This window comes from Paenibacillus sp. JT22N7, from assembly GCF_059383875.1.
The window spans coordinates 549,021-567,454 of sequence record NZ_JBXENY010000003.1 but is presented as its reverse complement, the minus strand read 5'-3'; the positions used below and the strand labels follow the sequence as shown (position 1 = coordinate 567,454).

Below are 18,434 nucleotides of genomic sequence, written 5' to 3'. Positions count from 1 at the left end.
CCAGGAACATGGCTGAGTCTCTTTTGTCTTTTTTAAAAAAAGGCTGTCGAATGGTTTGTGATTTACACATTAGGCTCCCGTTCTGCAAACTCTTGTAACATCCCTTTTATTTGTGCGACTAATACAGCGGGCGCTTTCTTTGGTGAACCTGTGTCAAATGGAGGTTGAGGATCGTATTCTAAGATCAACTGTACGGCTTTGCCTGTATCCTCTCCCAATTCCCATGCTATTAATTGGAGCGCCATATCGATACCAGAGGAAACACCAGCTGCAGTAACCATTTTACCCTGACGAACGACTCTCTCATCTGTAGGTATGGCTCCAAGGGATTGGAGCAGATCGAAGGAGCCCCAATGAGTGGTGGCTACGATTCCATTTAGCAAGCCTGCTGCACTCAATATCAATGAGCCGTTGCAAACCGACGTAGTCCATTTCGTAGTTTCATGTATTTGGCGAATCCAATTTAACGTTTCTTCATCATTCATTGGCGTTTTATAATTTGGCGGACTACAGCCTGGAACAACAAGAATATCAGCTGAGGTAACTTCAGAAAAGCTGTAATCGGCATGCAAATACCCCATATTCGAGTCCAGTTTGATTAAACCTTTTCTCTTAGCGACAAACTTCACTTCACATTTCAGTGTAGCGGCGAACACATCGTAAGGACCAATTGCATCTAATGCTGTGATCCCATCAAAAAGCATAATTGCGATTTTCATGATGATCGATGATCTCTCCTTTAATCTGGTATTTTATTTTCACAAAATGATTTTAACATACCTATACGGGGTATAGGTATGTAGAAGTGTGTATATTGTGAGAACCTTTCTAAGGCTGTCATCGAATTGAAAGCAGCCATCCCCTAAGGAACGGCTGCCTTTTCCAAGCTTATGGGAAGGATCGCGCAAAGTTCTCAAGCCATCTAGCTGCTTTAAACGGCCCCACTTGCGGTATCTGCAAGAGCAGAAAACAAATATTGTTTACTTTCACCCGCGATTTTACGCACATGGTTTAAATCGACGTGAAGCAGCTGTCCGTGGCGTTTTACTGGACGTCCGGACACAAATACGGAATCAACGTTTGAGGGATTCGCAAATTGTACGACAGCTCCAACGGGATCGGAAGCGGGAAACATATTCAAATCTGTCATTCGAACCATAATGAGATCGGCTTCTTTTCCAGGCGTTAAGCTGCCGATTTTATGGTCTAATTTCAAAGCTTTAGCTCCAGCAATCGTTGCAAAATTTAATACTTGCTGTGCCTTTAAACTCAACTCGCCCGGCATGTTTTTGGATGCTAAAATATTCTGATTGGTTCTTGCCCGCTCCGCCTGCAGCATAAATTTCATTTGCGCAAACATGTCCCCGCTGGTTGAAGTCACGACATCTACACCGAGGGTAGGTGTTCCGCCATTCTCCATAAACACCCCAGTGGCTGGATACCCATGCCCCATCATCATTTCCACCTCAGGCGTAATCGATATCGACGCTCCTGAATCTGCAAGCATTTTGTACTCGTCATAACCCATTGTATTCGCATGCACCATATTCAAATCGGGACCAAGGAGGCCAGCCTTATATAGCTTTTCAATGGAGCGGTCATCTGGACCCCAGCTGCCAAAACCGACATGCATGGAACAGATCGCATCCAGTTCTCTTGCAAGCCTTATTTCCTGAACCGTTGCATCCCAGTGGCTGAATTCTGGTCCTCTAATCGCTAATCCCATCGTTAATAATTGATTGTCGGAAGAAAAATGCTGTTTTTTGATACGGTACACGTCATCTGAAACGATTTTTTGGCTAGCACGGTCCCAATATTCGGTTTCGCCGGATGCTCCATATGCGAATACGGCGCGGATTCCGGCATTTTGCAAACCTTGAACGAACCCGTCTGCATGCTCAGGGGAATAAATCATCGACCAATCCAAAAGGGTAGTTACACCGGCATTCAGCGCATCCAACGCTCCCAGCAAATTAGCCGCATAACTATCGACTGGCCGCAATTTGCTGCCAAGCCCTCCGTAATAAATATTTTGCAAATAGGTAGGCAGCGACCAATCCGTACCTATGGTTCGGACTAAAGATTCCCAAACATGACGATGGGTATCGACGAAGCCGGGCATGACGATCATATCCGTTGCATCGACAATTTCGCAATCTATTGCATCGAGCTCTTCTTTTATTGCTACAATGAGCGAATCTTCTATTAGAATATCCGCTTTCTTGAAATCTCCTAAAGACTTGTCCATCGTTAACACGAAGCCGTTTTTAATTAAGTAACGTTCACTCAACTTTGCCATCTCCTTTGATAAATGAATGGGCATTACAAAAGTGATGATAAAAACGAATGCTCAAGGGCGACTAATCAACAAAATAATGCAAGGTTCACAATATATACATTACATAATTTAGCACAATTTGTAAACCGGATGCAGTGGAGTTAACGGCTGAATGTTAGGCAGTTACTAGAGTTAAGAATGTAAAAAAACAGTTCCAAATATGAAGAAAGGCGGGGTGTTGATGAGTTATAAAAATATGTTGACATAAAAGTAGTTAGGAACCATACTATATATATGAACAACAATAATAAAATAATAAATGACATTGACGCTATTCCTTCGCTTGTACAATCCAAGCGTCAGATTGATCGCTATAACCTAGACATAGACGCACAAGCTGTACTCGTCGCGTCTAGGCTAATGGCAGCGGGGGCCAAGCTTGGACATGCCTCGGAGATTCATTTCTCTAGATTCGGTTTATCAACAAGTCGATATCGTTTATTGGCAGATCTTGAAGATAACGAGGGAGAAGAGTTGCCTTCGCAATTAGCGGAGCATCTAGGCGTTACACGTGCTACAGTGACAGGTCTTATCGACGTTCTTGAACGAGATGGGCTAGTATCTCGGCGTTCAAGCTCAGACGATGGCCGTCAGAGATCGGTCATTTTGACGGAAAAAGGAGCGCAGAAGCTCCGTGACATGGCTCCTGAGCATTTCGCTCGGCTGGAAGCAATGGTGAGCTTGCTCAATATGGATGAGCGCAGCGTATTTCTCGACCTGCTAGGCCGAGTTACGCAAGGTATCTCAGCACTTACGGGGGAACAAAGCCCGAAACCAAAGGTAAATATCAGTAATGAGTAGAATGGGCTAGTGCAGCTAGCCTATTTTTACTCTTATATAGTTAGGAAGCTAATTATATCTCACTGAAAGCAATCGTTGAACTATTTCAAAGAAGAAGGGAGCAACTAAGTGAACAAGATGAAATACCCGAATCAGACAGATGCTGCTTACGGCATCAAGGCTGCTGGTTCCAAGAAAAAGATTTTTGTACTATGGCGTGAAGTTGTAATGGCCTATGCTGCTCCTGCTAGCATGGCAGGTATCGGGGGATTGGTTACTGCCGATAGGGGTCTTCAAATCGGGGCATTGACCACAATCGGTGGTGCATCGGCCTTGATGGCCTTGATGATTGGCCTTTTGTTGCGGAGCCGAGTGGGCCATGTAGGATGGGTCATCGGTGCACCTCACTTGGTGGTGGTAGGGGTGTTCGCATTGGCCGGGTCCTCGTTTGGCCTATACGCCGCATGGGTGACATCTGTATTACTAGAAAATATGATTCCAAGCAATCACTTTGCTTGGGTCGATCGTGTCTGGATCGATTTCCCGTTGTCTGGATTCATAGCAAGCACGATAGTGACATGGCGGTGGCGTATTGCCGTCACAACTCATTTTCCATCCAAAAGGAGAACAAAAAAATGATAATTATTATGGGAGCAACAGGTACGATAGGCAGTGCGCTTTTGGAACGTTTGGTTGATCTTGGCGTACCCGTCAGGGCGCTGAGCAGAGAGCCAGAGAAGTTGCGTGATCAGATCGGTGAAAAAGGCCGATCGACTATCGAGGTCTCATCGGCGGATGCTTCCGACCCCGAATCGCTGCGCCGCGCGTTTACAGGTGCTAGCCAGCTCTTTCTAGCCATGTCCAATAGTCCAAGACAAATCGAATTGGAAACTTCAATCATTCAGATTGCCGCCGAGTCTGGAATCAAGCACATCGTAAAAATATCCAGCCCTGCCTTTGAGCAGAGCTCTCCCGTGGCAGTGGCGGGCTGGCATCAAGAAATCGAGAAAACGCTGAGAGAATCGGGTCTCACCTACACCGTGTTGCGACCTTATGCGTTCATGCAAAACTTAATGCGCCTTGCACCAACGATCACAACCCAAAATGTTTTTTTTGGCTCCATGGGCGATTCACCTTGTAACTTCATTGACTGCCGCGATATCGCAGATGTTGCCGCAGAAGTTCTGACCAACAGCGAGGTATCAGGCCAAGTATATACGCTTACAGGTTCGGAGATTTTCAGTTATCCCCAGATCGCGAGTCAACTATCCGCCCTGCTTAATCGGCAGATAAGCTACATCAACATGGAACCCCAAGTACTACTCCGCAATCTTATTGAGCACGGGCATATGCCAGCTTGGCTCGCGAACCACGTTGTGGAAATTCAAACCATGTCTACGGTGGTGCCAGAAAATCCAAATGACACTGTGAAGCGCTTGCTCGGCAGAGAGCCACGCACGCTAGAAGCTTTTCTGCATGAGTATGTCGAAAATTTCCGGTAGAGGCGGAGTCCACCTATAAATCAGATGATGGAACCGCTGTGCTGCGCTACAATGGACGTTTGCGTGCTTCCGACGGGGTTATGCCCTTGTATTGTTTGTACAGCTTTGTAAAATAATTTGGATTGTCGCAGCCTACCGCTGCTGCAATTTCAGCAATGGTGGATGTCGTTTGCAACAGCAGCCTCTGCGCCTCGTTGACGCGGCAAACGTTGACATACTCGACGAAGGTGCGTCCAGTCAGCTTTTTGAACTGCTTGCAGAAATGGAATGGATTCAGATTAACCTGCCGTGCCGCTGCTTCTACCGTTATTTTAGTTTGAAAATCGGATTCCAACCGTTTGATCAGCTGCTTGAAGCGGTCACGGTTAGCGAGGTGGGAGGCGGCTGGGCCTCTGCCATTGCTTGGCGGCTGGCTGTCGTAACGGCGGGCAAGCAGCGTTAGCGCGCTATACAGCTTTGCTTTGACGAGCAGTTGATAGCCTGACTGCTTACCGTCAAACTCTCCCACTAGCTCATCCAGAAGCTTTATAATAGTTTCGGCATGCTGCTCATGCTCCAGCGGTTTGACGGGAAATCTTAGCGTCCCCTCCAGGTAAGGGGCAACAAGCTGCGCATGCACGGGATCATGAACCCATTCATTGAACAATGAGGCATTAAAGACGATACAATCGTAACGAATATCGCCTTCACTCAGCGCATAGCCAACATGCAGGCCGCCTCCAGGAATAATGATTAGCTCCCCCGGCGATATCTCATAAGGTCTGCTGTCGATATGCAGCAGCGCATGGCCTTCTCTCATCAGAATAATCTCGAAATGCTCATGCCAGTGCAAATACAGCATGCTGTCACCAGGTTTAATTCCAAGCACCTGGTTATGAAATAATTGAATGGGATACGCCTTATGCTCTAGTCGCGTATTTTCCCACAGCTCTTTAGGATATGTCATAGTAAATTCACCACCACAAGATTAGACTACTTTTGCTCAAGATTGTGTAGAGTCATCTCGTAATTCTCTCGTTATAATGAAGGTGCTAAGCATACTATAAGCCAATATTGGAGTGATATTCAAGGATGAGTGAACAAATGCGAATAGGTACGTTGGTAGGCGGCGGGAATGCCGATAGGATTATACCGCAAATCGTGGGACATGGTTTTGAATCTTTTAATTTAACGTTCTGGCAAACGACGGGCCAAACCAATTTGCCGGAGTTGGCCAAACGTGTAAGCGCTCTATCCGATGAGCATGGGTTTGTGGTGTCGGCGCTTAGCGTATTTGGCAATCCGCTTACGGGAGCGGGCGACAATGCGGATACTTTAGCCAGTTGGGAGCGCTTAATCGACCATGCATCACTTTTTGGCGCTAATATTGTATCTGGATTTACTGGCCGATTGACGGATCAGCCGATTGATGAATCCATCCCGCGTTTTAAGGAAGTATTCGGGGAGCTAACGAGGCGTGCGGCGGACAAAGGCGTGCGGATCGCGTTCGAAAACTGCGATATGGGGGGCACGTGGAAGCAGGGAGACTGGAATATCGCGCATAACCCGGCAGCGTGGGAGCTTATGTTCAACGCGGTGCCAGAGGATAATATTGGCCTGGAGTGGGAGCCTTGCCACCAGATGGTTAGCCTGATTGATCCGATCCCGCAGCTCCGCAAATGGGCAAGAAAAGTATTCCATGTTCATGGCAAAGATGCAACAATCGCTTGGGATATTGTGAAGGAGCACGGTGTGCATGGTCCTCAGCCATTTGTGTGGCACCGGACGCCGGGGTTTGGTGACAGCAACTGGAGCGATATTATAACGATTTTGCGTCAAAATGGCTATAAAGGCACGATTGACATCGAGGGCTGGCATGATCCTGTGTACAAGGACGAGCTGGAAATGACGGGTCAGGTTCACGCATTAAATTATTTGAAGCGCTGCCGCGGTGGCGATTTTATTCCAAATCCAAGCGTATAAATACTAGCTGAAGAGAAGCGGGAGGAATAGCATAATGACAGCAAAATATCAGGTAGTCGTCGCGGGCTGTGGCGGAATGGCTAACAAATGGGTGGACTATGCACAAGGCAGGAAGGATACGGAAATCGTCGGACTGGTCGATATAAAACAGGAATTTGCCCAAGCGATGGCTGAGCGTAAAGGATTGAGCTGTCCGACCTTTACCAGCTTGCAGACTGCGCTTGCGGAGACGGGGGCGAACCTTGTTTTTGATATTACCATCCCGTCCAGCCACTATTCGATCGGCACTACAGCGCTGGAGCAGGGCTGTCACGTATTTGGCGAGAAGCCTTTGGCAGAAACGATGGAAGAATGCTTGTCTATTGTGAAGCTGGCACAGCGTACGGGCCGTACGCATGCCGTTATGCAAAATCGCCGTTACGATGGGCGCATTCGGGCTTTGCGCAAGCTGATGTCGGAGGGCCATATCGGGCGAACCGGCTTTATCGGTGCGGATTTTTTTATTGGCGCACACTTTGGCGGATTCCGTGATGCGATGAGCAGTCCGCTGCTGCTCGATATGGCGATTCATACGTTCGACCAGGCACGGTATTTATCGGGAGCGAATCCGGTATCGGTCTACTGCCACGAATTTAATCCTCCGGGCTCCTGGTATGAAGGGAATGCGGCAGCACTCTGTATTTTTGAAATGTCCGACGGCTCGGTTTTTAATTATCGCGGCTCATGGTGTGCGGAAGGGTCTATTACCTCATGGGAAGCCCAGTGGCGTATTACAGGAGAATATGGGACAGCCATTTGGGATGGAATCGGTGAACCTTATGCCGAGGTTGTTGCTCCAGGCGATCAATCGGACAAATTCATTCGCGATTATGTGCGTGTAGATGGCGGACTTGTGCAGATGAATAATGAGTTCCACGAAGGCTGTCTGGACGAAATGTTCGCAGCGCTTGATGAAGGGCGCAAGCCGGAAACCGACAGCAGCGACAATATTTACAGCATGGCCATGGTGCTTGCATCGCTGGAGAGCGCACGGCTAGGGCAGAAAGTGCTTATTGCTGATATGATGAAATAGTGCTTGCTATATGTTAGTGAATGTTGACAGGATTAGTGGCTTCATTTACAGGTCGATAACCGGTTTCCATCCTTTGGAGACCGGTTTTGTTCATTGCATTGATTAAGAGAGATTTAGCAAAATTGACCAGCAAAAACGCACATGATACAATATATACTGAACGTTCAGTCAGTAAAATGTCGAAATTTGTTTCAGCCCTGTGTAACGAATTTAGGAGGTGAGTGCTCTTATGAATAGAAATCAAGAAATGACTATCATCGAATATGAACCCCGATATGCAGCCTCCATCGCCGCAATGTGGAATACAAGCAATGAGAGTTGGGGTGGAGACAACTCGCTCCAGACGGAGGAAAGCATTCTTAAAGAACATCATAACAGTACCTTTCTTCATGTATTTTTGGCGATAGCTGGTGGGGAGGTTGTGGGATATTGCAGCTTCTCCCATTACAAGGAAGATGCTGGTGCCCTGTACATCCCTTTACTAAATGTCCGGCCCGATTATCATGGACACAAAGTCGGCAAGCGACTTATTTTGCGCGCAATAGAGGAGACCTTGAAGCTTGGCTGGCCTAGACTTGACCTCTATACATGGCCAGGCAATACGAAAGCAGTCCCTGCCTATAAGAAGAGCGGGTTTTTCTGGGAGAAACGGGATGACACCACACATCTAATGAACTTGATTCCATCCGTATTGCAGACCGGTGCTGTACAGGCTTATTTTGAAGAAATCAACTGGTACGCAGATAGCATACGCGAAATTGCGGTCAGTCCCGATGGACGTCAGGAACAAGGTTTTGATTATTTTACTTATGAGTGGAGAAAAGGCAATTTACATCTGAGGATGGAATATGAGCGGACAGGACGCGGGTTAAGACTAATTGAAACGAATGACTACCTCATTAAGGCAACGATTCCTGATCACCATCAATTGCCTTTCGGTGCTAGTTATCCTATCGTATATGAAGCCGTCAATAAAAGCGGGAAGGCTCTAGTTTTGGAAATCAAGAGCGTCGGCAATGCTGCCATTAGCTTTGAGCTGCATGAATCCAGAGTGGTTGAGTCACAGGAACGGATAGAAGGCAGCTTTTTTGTCCATGCCACTCAAGAGGATCAGAACTTATTTCAGACCCATCCGGTTGTTGAAGCCGAGCTGCTCATTAATGATCTGCCAGCTGCCTTCAAAATTGGCATTGAGCCAAAATTTCCAGCGAAGCTAAAGCTTCAAGCACCAGTTGGGCCCATTTATGCGGGTAAACCTATTGCGCTTGATTTGACGGTAGAAAATGAGTACGAGACAGAGGCTGAGTTTGCTTTCGAGCTGGCGGATGATGCTGTTCTTTCCTTCAGCCAGCCCTCCGTCCGTATCAAGGTACCCGCTAAAGGCCGGAGGACCATTACCATTGAAGCTAGATTGCTGGCCTATGGCATTTGGCATCATCATCTGGCTATTCACAAGGTGGTCGGCACTGGCGAATTACTCGTATCGCAGCAGGAGGTCAGTCTTGTGTTTCCGGGAATACATGCTGCTTTCGGAGGCGAAACCGATCAGGATTGGGTAATCTTTAACGGACAATACTCCGCTCGCCTAAGCAAATCAAGCAACACACTTTCCATTTACGAGGGAACTCATAGCACCATAAATCTTTATTATCCTAAGTTTGGGTTGCCTTATAGCAGCGCATTTGAGAAAAATCGTGTATCTCAAGTAACTTGCCGTCATGACGAAGCTATGGTGCTTGAAGCCCAGTATGATTTGACTTCCGCAAACCTGCTGCTAACGCTAGTCGTCAAATTGTACAGCAATGGTATAATTACCCGCCATCATGTTGTACGGAACAAGGCGGCAGCAGTTCGGGAGGAACCCCTATTTTTGAAAGAAGGCTTTACCTTCAACCTTGAAGACAGCGTTATTCCATATGAAGGCCGGTATGTGGATTTAAGCAAAGGGCCAGACGCCTCCAATTCCGATTATTGGGAGAAAAATCGGTTTACGGAAAACTGGATTTTTGCTCATAACGGGGCATCGTCACGGGGAATTACCTGGCCTGAACAATTGGAGATCGTATCAGAGGGCTGGTATTATGGCATTGAGCATGCTTTGGGCGTTATTCCCGCGGGAGGTATGGCACAGACTGAGCCTATCCGCATTGCTTTAGGAACGTGGAGAAATTGGCGTGATTTCCGTTCTTTTGCCCTGAACAGGGGAACTTCACAGGAGCTGGAGACTACCGAGCAGCTGGAGACGATTGTGAATCAGGGAAATCCTTTTTTGCAAGGATCGCTGGAGATCCGGATTGCGGAGCGGAAAAATGCCTTTTTGGAAGGTGAAATTGAGATCTCATCTGCACTAGACAGCATAGATACGGCAAAACACCTCATATCCAGCGAACAGAAGCTCACCGAACTCGTAACGCCGCTTGCTTGGAAATCCAGCCTTGAGGCGGATATTCTAACCATGCGTCTCGACATGGAATCCTATAGGACAGGAAGAAGTCGCCTTGTTTTTCCAGTATCGGATCACCTAATAACACAACAAACGGAACAGACGGAATATGGCGAGGTACTTACTGCGGGCAATGGGGTTATGCAAATTCAGGCAAGCAGCAGCTTTGCCCCGGCCCTATTTTCATTAAAGCATCACGGCGTGGAATGGCTCGATTCTTCCTTTCCTCATCCAGGGCCTAAGTCTTGGTGGAATCCTTGGATCGGCGGCATTGCAGCAGAAGTATCCGGCATGTCCGCAGCGAGCTTCATGGAAGAGCCGCGTGAGACAGCCTTTGCAGCGATTACAGATAATTTGGGAAACAGCTGGTCGGGTATCCGAATGAGTGTGACGATCAGCAACCATGCAAAATTCAGAGGACTTGTGCTCCATCACTATTTCTTAATGCTGCCAGGGGTACCTGTACTTGCAACTGTCATTCGGGTGGAGCAAAATACAGGTGCGCCTTTGCATCCGCTAACCCTTTCCAGTTCGACCTTCTACCGGGCCAGCAGCGATATTAAGGATAGCAGGGGGCATGTTAAAAATAGCAATGGTGAAAATATTACCTATAAGGCTGGCAGGGTTCAGTATAGCGCCAGCAGCCCAAACGGGATTTTCCAGTATAGTTCCCGTGAGCGGAAGCAGCGCCTGACCTTCATGGCCCACCCAGAGCTTGATTCAAGCGAGCTGCATATGAATACCCATGTAGCGGCATCCGTAGCAAGAGAAAAACTATTTTTGCAAGACGGGAAGCAGCAGTTCGCCAAGCCCCAGTTCTATATCGTTTCTGATCTGTTTGCCCCAGAGGAAGCTTATCAGGATTTGCTCAACATTCGTTTTGACCAGCTGACTTAAGAAAGGATACTTTGATGAAAATTATAGATGCACATGTCCATTTTTCCAATATTGCAGCTTTTAAAGAGACGGCACAAACGTTGGCCGCTATTGATTACACAGCAAGCGGTTTGCTGGAGGAGTTCAGAAACGCTGGTGTTATCGCTGGTGTAGGGATGGGCGTTACGGAAACGGTTGAAGGGGCCTTCCCGGATTCGGCAGCCCTTAATCCCATGCTGCTTGATTTAAGCGGCCAGCTTCCTGACAATCTATTCACTTGTGTCGGTATTAATCCATTAACCCTGCATCTGGATGGTCAGCTCGAAGCGCTGGAACAATCGTTGCGCTCGAAGGATGTCGTTGGTATTAAGCTGTATGCGGGTTATTACCACTACAATGTCGGTGATGAAATTTATGACCCGGTGTACAGGCTCGCTTCCGCGTACCAGCTGCCCATCGTCATTCATGGAGGACTGACTTATTCGGATAAAGGCTTACTGAAATATTCGCATCCGCTGTCGATGGAAGAAACCTTTTTGAAGCACCGTGATCTTACCTTTATGCTTTGTCATCTCGGTGATCCTTGGGTCATGGAAACAGCCGCATTGCTGGAAAAAAATCCGAATCTCTACGCAGATCTGTCGGGCTGGATAGTAGGCGATGCCGCAAAGGTGGAACGGTTGCTGCTGGAGCAAACGTATACGGATCATTTCCGCCGTGCTCTTGTGTTTGCCGAGAAATATGACCGGCTTGTGTTCGGTACCGATTGGCCGCTTGTTCAGCTGGATGCTTATATCCGATTTGTGAAGCATCTGATTCCACAGGCTCACTGGGAGGATGTTTTTTATAACAATGCGCTACGGGTATTTCCGAAGCTGAAGCAGCTGATTGGAGAAAATTAGGATAGAGTAGAGTCGTCTGTGCAGAGAAAGTCGCCAATAGGGCGACTTTTTTTATTTTAATGAAAGACAAACAACTTTTCATCTTCTGCCAACCCTTTCACTGCTTGTTTTTCCATGAAATATGGTCAAGGCATTCCGAAAAGCTCTTGACATGGAGTTAACTCCAAATGCGATAATATCGAATAGCAGAGGGGGAAGCAAGCAATCGAGTTTTAACCTAGCAGCTTTAGTATTGTAACCGCTTTCGAAATGAATAATATAACTTTAGAAGGATTGGATGAGGATTATGGACGATTATCAATTGCGTATCGAGAAGGCAAAAGAGGCAATAGAAGGGGCGGAATATATTTTGTTAGGCGGTGGAGCGGGCGTCTCGGCTGCTGCTGGTATAACCTACAGCGGAAAAAGATTTACAGATAATTTCGGCCCATTTATTCGCAAATTCGATTTAACAGATATGTATTCTTCCGGTTTTTACCCGTTTCCTACACAGGAGGACAGATGGGGGTATTGGGCAAAACGTATTCGCCTTAATCGTTTTGAGACGGGGCCGACAAAGCTTTACCAGGACATATACCGCTTGGTTAAGGACAAAAAATATTTCGTTCTCACCACTACGCTCGACAGCCAGTTTGAGCTCGCAGGTTTTTCACCCGACAAAGTATTTGAAACTCATGGCAATTACAGATACCTGCAATGTGCAGTCGGCTGCCATGACCGGCTCTACAATAATGAATTACTAATCAGAGATATGGTCGAGAACACAGTGGAGTGTAAAATCCCTCATGAGCTTGTGCCTAAATGCCCTGTCTGCGGCGACGAAATGGCTCCAAACATCAGAATCAACAAATGTTTTGTGCAGGATGAGAAGTTTTATGAATTAGAAGCGTTATACAAAAACTTCGTGCTCGAATCCATCGGCAAGGAGCGGCTGTTTATAGGTTTGGGTGTAAAGGATGAACCTTTAGTTTTATTGAAAAAAGGCGATCCAGATCATTTTTTAAAAAAAGTAGGCACTATTATTTCATTTAACGAGGACATTCAAGAAATTGTACCAGCCTTATCAAAGTGACAAAAGTTGAAAAATGAGAAACTGTCTTTATCGCTTACAAGCAGTCTGAATTCGAAAACCTCGAATTCAGGCTTTTTTTATGCAAATCATGACGTATTAACATTTCTCAAACATTTCATAAGCAACTTATAAACAAATGTTCGATACGATAGGTACACCAAATGAAGGGTGATTATGCAAGGAGTGATAGAGATTTTGAGCGAGATTATTAAAAATGAAAATAACTTTGTAGGCTATGAATACAAGGATATTACGGTAAAGCGCGGCAAAGAATCCCTTTATGCAGATGGCTATACCCATTTTGGCTGGACGCTGGAAGGAAAAGCGACTCCAATCCAAAGCGTCGGTGCTGTAACGATGAAGTATAAGCGGGACCGCAACATTCGCAATAAAGCTGAACTGACCCGTTTGCAGCGACAATTTGAAGCCTGTGTAAAGGATATCGAGAGACTGGAACGTTCTATAACGAGGGCTGCTTCTACAACTGCTTATGTTGTCGGTGTAGCCGGAACGGGGTTCATGGCTGGCTCGGCGTTTGCCTATGCTGCAGGCATGCTGCTGCTCACGGTTATTTTGGCCCTCATCGGTATCACAGGGTGGATCATTCCGTATTATGGCTACAGCAGCATTCGCAAGAAAAAAACGGACAAAGTTGCTCCGTTCATTGATCAAAAATATGACGAAATTTATGAGGTGTGCCAGAAAGGAAATAACTTGCTGGCAAAGTAAAGGAATGACGATCCGAAGGGAGGCTATAAATTTAGGAGATGCTAGCTCATTATCTCAGAAATGCTCAGGATCGAACTGCCATCGTAAACACCGCATCACTTGTCCTTAATATTTTTATTGGCATTGGCAAGCTAGTCCTTGGCCTTTATCTCCTTTCCGGCTGGTTCATTACGAATGCCTTGTATTATTTGATCCTTTGCGCCGCCAAAGGACAGGCCCTTCACATGTATGCCGTGGCCAAAAAGATCGAATCTCCTGAGCAAAAGCATGACTTGGAATTCAGCGTGTATAAACGCAGTGGCGTTTTTCTCTGCCTGCTAGGTGTCTCCTATATGCTGGTCTGTTTGCGCATGTATCTGGCTAGAGACGTCTTTATCTTCGACGGTTTTATTGTTTATCTGGTAGCGACCATCGCCTTTACGAAGCTGGCAGTAGCCATCTATGGGAATATCGTTTACCGGCATCTGAAAAATCCCATTATTTCAACGCTAAAAATGTTTAATTTTATTGATGCAATGGTGTCCATTGTTGTCACTCAAACGACTTTGCTTACGATGCAAGCTTCACCTTATGCCATAAGCGTCAGCGCTTTGTTTGGGATGGCATGCAGTGCTTTATTTTTTCTCATAGGCATTTATATGCTGTGCAAAAAAAAGAAGGAGTCTTTGACAGAGGAAGAGGGTGTGGACCCATCTATGTAATTGGTTTGATTGTGCTTAACATTTGTTTAATCATTATAAAAATTATCAGACACTATCATTCGGGGGAAAAGGACAAATGAAAAACAGCTTTTTGAGAAGCAACACTGAAAAGGTCAACCCAATTATCGCCTGCATTTTATGGCTTGCTTTGTTATCCTTCTGTTTCTTTCTTGCTAGCGGCCAAGTTAAAGTTGAAGTGGTTTTCTCGCTGTTTTTGGAGCTGGTCGTTGCGACTGTACTAATGTCTAGAAAAAAATACCCGATTCAGACGATGGTTACTTTGATGATTGCCATATTAACCTGCACAACCGCCTATATCGAATCGGCTGGTGCGGGCATGCTCATTATGGTTGTGCTTTGTGTCGTTTCGCTTTATTTGAATAGAGTGCTGCTATTCGGATTCGGAGGCTTGTACAATATATCCTATATTGTCATTTATTACTCCAAACACGAGCAATTCGATACAACCTTTTATATGACGATCGGTTTCATCGAACTGACGATTGTAGCGTTATATTTTGTCTGTAAACGCGGAAACGATCTCATTCATGTAAGCCGGCATAAAGAAGCCGAAGCCCGGGAGCTGTTGGACGAGCGGGATAATATGGTCGGTGTCGTTCACGAGAACACTTCCTCGTTAAATGCCGATATTGCCAACTGTAATCACGATATTGGCGTTTTAAAGAAGATGAGCAATACGATAACGTCCAGCATACAGGAAGTGACGGTGGGAATTCGAGATCAGTCTGAAAGCATGGCTCATATAAGCGAAATGATGAACCATGCGGATGGGAAGATGTCGGAAATCAATCAGCTGTCTCACAATCTCGCCGACCTCTCAGGCAGCAACGGAAGGGCCGTTCGCCAAAGCTCGGAGCGAATCGTTCAAATGGGCAAACAAATGAATATCATCAACTCGGCCGTATCGGATTCATTAACTACCGTTCAGGAATTAAACAAAAGCGTGGATGATGTGAATACCTTCCTGTTAGCCATTAAGCAAATTTCCGATCAGACCAGCATTCTCGCTTTAAATGCTAATATTGAAGCCGCCAGGGCGGGGGACGCGGGAGCGGGATTTGCGGTCGTGGCGAATGAAGTTCAGAAGCTTGCTCAGGAATGCTTAAACTCGGTTAAACAAATCAACACGATTATTCATAATATTAAAAGCAAAACGCAGCTTGTGGTTGAAAAGGCTAGCAACGGCAGCGTGGCAGCTAAAGAAGGGGAGGCGCTCACCGGTCAAGTGCTGGAGAGCTTTGACAGCATCAGGTCTACTTTTCAACAGATGGATCAATACATAGCCCAGGAATTGGACATGACGGATCAAATGAGTGTAATCTTTTCTCAAGTGCGGATGCAGGTTGATCATATCTCGGGTATTTCTCAAAAGCATGCAGCAGCAACCGAAGGGGTACTGACCACGACACAAGAGCAGGAGAAAAATATCGATGTCATCTACAATTTTATCGGCAATATTAACAACTCCAGCATTCGGCTGCAGGAATTAATTGAGAAAAGCTCTAAATAAAATTTTAAAAAATAGAATGGAGTGTTTAACAATGGATGGACAGCAAATGGATCATAAGCAACAACTGGAAATGGTGCGAAGATTTCGTGAAAATGTGGTGGGTACGGGAGCTGTGCTCCAGCCAAGCGCAAGCTTTGCTGTACAAAGGCAAGAGGTCATTATCCCTACCAGAGCTGGGGATACCCGTGTCCTAGTGTATACACCGGAATCTGCTTTGTCTGATTCTCTACCTGTATACATCAATATGCACGGAGGCGGCTTTATTTTGGGAAAGGCAGAAATGGATGATCCTTGGTGTCGATTGATTGCCCATCGGGCTGGCTGTGTCGTCATTAATGTCGATTATCGGCTCGCTCCTGAACATAGGTTCCCGACAGCCGTTCATGAATGTTATGACGTTGCGAAGTGGGTTCACGAGCATCCAGAGTCATTTTCAATCAACTCAGCGCTCATGGCGATCGGAGGACACAGTGCAGGTGGCAATTTGGCTGCTGCTGTGTGCTTGTTAAATCAACAGAGTGGGAGAGAGCTTCCGATTGTATTGCAAATTATTGATTATGCGCCATTGGATTTGGCAATGGATCCTGCTTTAAAACCAAGCTTTGAGGAAGCGATCCCGGCGGAAATGGCAAAAATGTTTAACTCCATGTATTTGGCTTCCGCAGACGATGCCCATAGTCCGCTAGCTTCGCCTGTTTATGCAGAAGCCCTTCAAGAACTGCCCGAAGCATTGGTTATTACCGCTGGGAAAGATTCGTTGGCTGAAGAAGGCAGCGCCTATGCTGAAAAGCTGAAACAACACGGTGTGAAGGTGCTGCATAAACAGTATCAGGGAGCAGCGCACGGATTCACCCATTATGGTGATCTAGCTGTTGCGGAAGATGCCTGGCACTTGATGAGTGACAAACTGAAAGAAGCTTTCTCAAAAGGAGAACAAGGATAGGAAAGTATGAATAGTTCATCGTTTAATTTTCATTCATAGCAATAATCCCCCAGCCTTTGTCTGGGGGATTATTGCGTTTAAGATAGGCATTACGGGTGTCTGCCTGCGGCAAATCGAACTATGAAAGATTCATATCCAGCAGCTTTTCTACTTGCTCTTCCATGACACGTGGGGGATAGGGCATTCCATTTAGAAACCACCATTCCACAATTCCTACGTAAGCTGGTGCAAAAAATTGTACCGTTACATCTTCATTGATTCCACGATTTTTCCCCTCCGTCATTTATCCATGTAGTGAAGATATATCGTTCTCCGGCTAACATTTGCTCTGTCGGAAATATCCTGTATTGTAATTTGATCGAAATTTTTTTCAGACATCAACGCAATAACCGCTTTTTACGAGCAATAATTCATCAATGTATAAGTTCAGATGATATTGTGGAATTTCAGAAAGTGAAGGAGTCATTAGGCATGGCCAAGCAAAATCATTTATTTATGTATATTTTAATTATCGGGGTTTTCGGCATTTTAACGATTGATATGGGGATCGTTGGGATATTGCCCCAAATAGTGCTGCTGTTGTACTTTTAGGCTCAGCAGGGGCTAGTGTTAGCAGTTACATTGCAGAGTACCTTGAAACCATTACTCATATTTCGGGGAAAATGTTAAGCTTGACGTTATTTTTATATGGCTTGGCCAGTTTGCTGGGCAACTTAATCGGAGGGAGGCTGCTCTCTAAAAATCCAATGAGAACAGTCGTGACTTACCCCATCGTATTAGGATTGTTTTTATCAGGGATGGGTACACGATACATCGTGTTAGGAGGAATTATATTTTTGGTATTTAGTTTGTTAGCTATTTTACTGAGAATGTACATGTATCGTCCGACCAAACAGCACTCTAGATAAGAAGTGCAGGCATGCAGCTAACGCGAGGACTTTTGTTGAAGCTGCGCCTGCCTGTAAAAAGGGATGCCTCCGGCCCTCAGCATAATGGGGGCCTTTTCTTACACATTTCGCTCAAGCAACGTCCCCAGTTGCTCTGCCAAGACATGATGGGGGACAGGCTTGTCATTCGTAAACCACCATTCCACAACCCCTACGTAAGCAGAGGCAATAAACCTGACTAGAAGATCTTCATTTAACTTCTCATTCTTCCCTTTGGTTACCTCAACCTCATTCGTTAATTCTTCGATAAACAAGTCGAGAAACCGGCCGCGAAAGTAGGGGGCGCCTTTACTCGCCAGCATCATGGAAAAAAAGGAATAATGAAGCTCAAAGTATTCCGTCCACATCAAAGTGGCTTCGGTAAATTCCAATTCGGCTGCGGATTTACACATTTCTCTTAAGACGTTGATGTGTTCTTCGATAAGCTTGTCCAGCAGATCAAATTTATCCAAATAATGAAGATAGATCGTTCCGCGGCTCACATTCGCCCTATCGGAAAGATCCTGGATCGTAATATCATCAAAATTTTTCTCCGACATCAAATCAATAACCGCTTTTTTTAACGCTTCCTGGGTTTTGAGTATTCTCCGATCCACTTTAGCCAACTGGGAATCACCAATCTTTCTTTAATAATTG

General features: G+C 45.9%; 16 protein-coding genes and 1 pseudogene. 12 read left to right on the top strand and 5 right to left on the bottom strand.

Going from position 1 to position 18,434, the window contains the following annotated elements:
* Positions 1-62: 62 nt before the first annotated feature.
* On the bottom strand, positions 63-719 hold the full coding sequence (locus tag AC50Y5_RS11000; RefSeq protein ID WP_056040222.1) for a DJ-1/PfpI family protein: 657 nt from the start codon (positions 717-719) through the stop codon (positions 63-65).
* A gap of 212 nt (positions 720-931) precedes the next feature.
* Positions 932-2,290 (bottom strand): amidohydrolase family protein, encoded by a 1,359-nt coding sequence (locus AC50Y5_RS10995; protein WP_155973411.1) that lies wholly within the window; start codon positions 2,288-2,290, stop codon positions 932-934.
* A gap of 282 nt (positions 2,291-2,572) precedes the next feature.
* Between AC50Y5_RS10995 and AC50Y5_RS10990 the strand changes: the two genes are divergently transcribed.
* From AC50Y5_RS10990 to AC50Y5_RS10980, 3 genes are all read left to right on the top strand, one after another.
* The gene (locus tag AC50Y5_RS10990) at positions 2,573-3,139 is read left to right on the top strand and encodes a MarR family winged helix-turn-helix transcriptional regulator (RefSeq protein ID WP_494860495.1); all 567 of its coding nucleotides are present in this window, start codon (positions 2,573-2,575) and stop codon (positions 3,137-3,139) included.
* A gap of 117 nt (positions 3,140-3,256) precedes the next feature.
* Entirely contained in the window at positions 3,257-3,757 is a 501-nt protein-coding gene (locus AC50Y5_RS10985; protein ID WP_494860730.1) for a hypothetical protein, read from the top strand.
* Positions 3,754-4,620 (top strand): SDR family oxidoreductase, encoded by an 867-nt coding sequence (locus AC50Y5_RS10980; RefSeq protein ID WP_494860493.1) that lies wholly within the window; start codon positions 3,754-3,756, stop codon positions 4,618-4,620. Before AC50Y5_RS10985 ends, AC50Y5_RS10980 begins: the two co-directional genes overlap by 4 nt.
* Positions 4,621-4,666: 46 nt before the next feature.
* On the opposite strand, the gene AC50Y5_RS10975 is transcribed toward AC50Y5_RS10980, so the two are convergent.
* The gene (locus AC50Y5_RS10975) at positions 4,667-5,566 is read right to left on the bottom strand and encodes a helix-turn-helix transcriptional regulator (RefSeq protein WP_494860491.1); all 900 of its coding nucleotides are present in this window, start codon (positions 5,564-5,566) and stop codon (positions 4,667-4,669) included.
* 125 nt (positions 5,567-5,691) lie between these two features.
* Between AC50Y5_RS10975 and AC50Y5_RS10970 the strand changes: the two genes are divergently transcribed.
* The 9 genes from AC50Y5_RS10970 to AC50Y5_RS10930 all read left to right on the top strand — a co-directional run bounded on the left by AC50Y5_RS10970 (position 5,692) and on the right by AC50Y5_RS10930 (position 16,851).
* Positions 5,692-6,582, top strand: a complete 891-nt coding sequence (locus tag AC50Y5_RS10970; RefSeq protein ID WP_494860489.1) for a sugar phosphate isomerase/epimerase family protein — start codon at positions 5,692-5,694, stop codon at positions 6,580-6,582.
* A gap of 34 nt (positions 6,583-6,616) precedes the next feature.
* Positions 6,617-7,654 carry a Gfo/Idh/MocA family protein gene (locus AC50Y5_RS10965; protein ID WP_056040231.1) on the top strand — a complete coding sequence of 346 codons (1,038 nt, stop codon included), beginning with the start codon at positions 6,617-6,619 and terminating at the stop codon, positions 7,652-7,654.
* A 229-nt stretch (positions 7,655-7,883) separates the two neighbouring features.
* A complete protein-coding gene (locus AC50Y5_RS10960) occupies positions 7,884-10,994 on the top strand; it encodes a GNAT family N-acetyltransferase (protein WP_494860487.1) in 3,111 nt (1,036 codons plus the stop codon).
* 14 nt (positions 10,995-11,008) lie between these two features.
* Entirely contained in the window at positions 11,009-11,875 is an 867-nt protein-coding gene (locus AC50Y5_RS10955) for an amidohydrolase family protein (protein WP_494860485.1), read from the top strand.
* A gap of 286 nt (positions 11,876-12,161) precedes the next feature.
* Positions 12,162-12,947 (top strand): Sir2 family NAD-dependent protein deacetylase, encoded by a 786-nt coding sequence (locus tag AC50Y5_RS10950; protein WP_494860483.1) that lies wholly within the window; start codon positions 12,162-12,164, stop codon positions 12,945-12,947.
* 195 nt (positions 12,948-13,142) lie between these two features.
* A complete protein-coding gene (locus AC50Y5_RS10945) occupies positions 13,143-13,676 on the top strand; it encodes a hypothetical protein (protein ID WP_494860481.1) in 534 nt (177 codons plus the stop codon).
* A 38-nt stretch (positions 13,677-13,714) separates the two neighbouring features.
* Positions 13,715-14,377, top strand: a complete 663-nt coding sequence (locus AC50Y5_RS10940) for a hypothetical protein (RefSeq protein WP_494860479.1) — start codon at positions 13,715-13,717, stop codon at positions 14,375-14,377.
* 76 nt (positions 14,378-14,453) lie between these two features.
* Positions 14,454-15,908, top strand: coding sequence for a methyl-accepting chemotaxis protein (locus AC50Y5_RS10935; protein WP_494860477.1), 1,455 nt, complete (start codon positions 14,454-14,456; stop codon positions 15,906-15,908).
* Positions 15,909-15,954: 46 nt separating this feature from the next.
* Complete coding sequence (locus AC50Y5_RS10930) at positions 15,955-16,851, top strand: alpha/beta hydrolase (protein ID WP_494860728.1); 897 nt, start codon at positions 15,955-15,957, stop codon at positions 16,849-16,851.
* A 118-nt stretch (positions 16,852-16,969) separates the two neighbouring features.
* Here the strand turns inward: AC50Y5_RS10930 and AC50Y5_RS10925 are convergent.
* A pseudogene (locus tag AC50Y5_RS10925) lies at positions 16,970-17,238 on the bottom strand (TetR/AcrR family transcriptional regulator).
* A 619-nt stretch (positions 17,239-17,857) separates the two neighbouring features.
* Positions 17,858-18,403 carry a TetR/AcrR family transcriptional regulator gene (locus tag AC50Y5_RS10920; RefSeq protein WP_056040247.1) on the bottom strand — a complete coding sequence of 182 codons (546 nt, stop codon included), beginning with the start codon at positions 18,401-18,403 and terminating at the stop codon, positions 17,858-17,860.
* Positions 18,404-18,434 lie beyond the last annotated feature (31 nt).

Coding starts and splice junctions, on each gene's coding strand:
- AC50Y5_RS10975 (WP_494860491.1), bottom strand. CDS start 5,566: ATGACATATCCTAAAGAGCTGTGGGAAAATACGCGACTAGAGCATAAG.
- AC50Y5_RS10980 (WP_494860493.1), top strand. CDS start 3,754: ATGATAATTATTATGGGAGCAACAGGTACGATAGGCAGTGCGCTTTTG.
- AC50Y5_RS10990 (WP_494860495.1), top strand. CDS start 2,573: ATGAACAACAATAATAAAATAATAAATGACATTGACGCTATTCCTTCG.
- AC50Y5_RS10970 (WP_494860489.1), top strand. CDS start 5,692: ATGAGTGAACAAATGCGAATAGGTACGTTGGTAGGCGGCGGGAATGCC.
- AC50Y5_RS10965 (WP_056040231.1), top strand. CDS start 6,617: ATGACAGCAAAATATCAGGTAGTCGTCGCGGGCTGTGGCGGAATGGCT.
- AC50Y5_RS10955 (WP_494860485.1), top strand. CDS start 11,009: ATGAAAATTATAGATGCACATGTCCATTTTTCCAATATTGCAGCTTTT.
- AC50Y5_RS10960 (WP_494860487.1), top strand. CDS start 7,884: ATGAATAGAAATCAAGAAATGACTATCATCGAATATGAACCCCGATAT.
- AC50Y5_RS10950 (WP_494860483.1), top strand. CDS start 12,162: ATGGACGATTATCAATTGCGTATCGAGAAGGCAAAAGAGGCAATAGAA.
- AC50Y5_RS10930 (WP_494860728.1), top strand. CDS start 15,955: ATGGATCATAAGCAACAACTGGAAATGGTGCGAAGATTTCGTGAAAAT.
- AC50Y5_RS10935 (WP_494860477.1), top strand. CDS start 14,454: ATGAAAAACAGCTTTTTGAGAAGCAACACTGAAAAGGTCAACCCAATT.
- AC50Y5_RS11000 (WP_056040222.1), bottom strand. CDS start 719: ATGAAAATCGCAATTATGCTTTTTGATGGGATCACAGCATTAGATGCA.
- AC50Y5_RS10985 (WP_494860730.1), top strand. CDS start 3,257: ATGAAATACCCGAATCAGACAGATGCTGCTTACGGCATCAAGGCTGCT.
- AC50Y5_RS10940 (WP_494860479.1), top strand. CDS start 13,715: ATGCTAGCTCATTATCTCAGAAATGCTCAGGATCGAACTGCCATCGTA.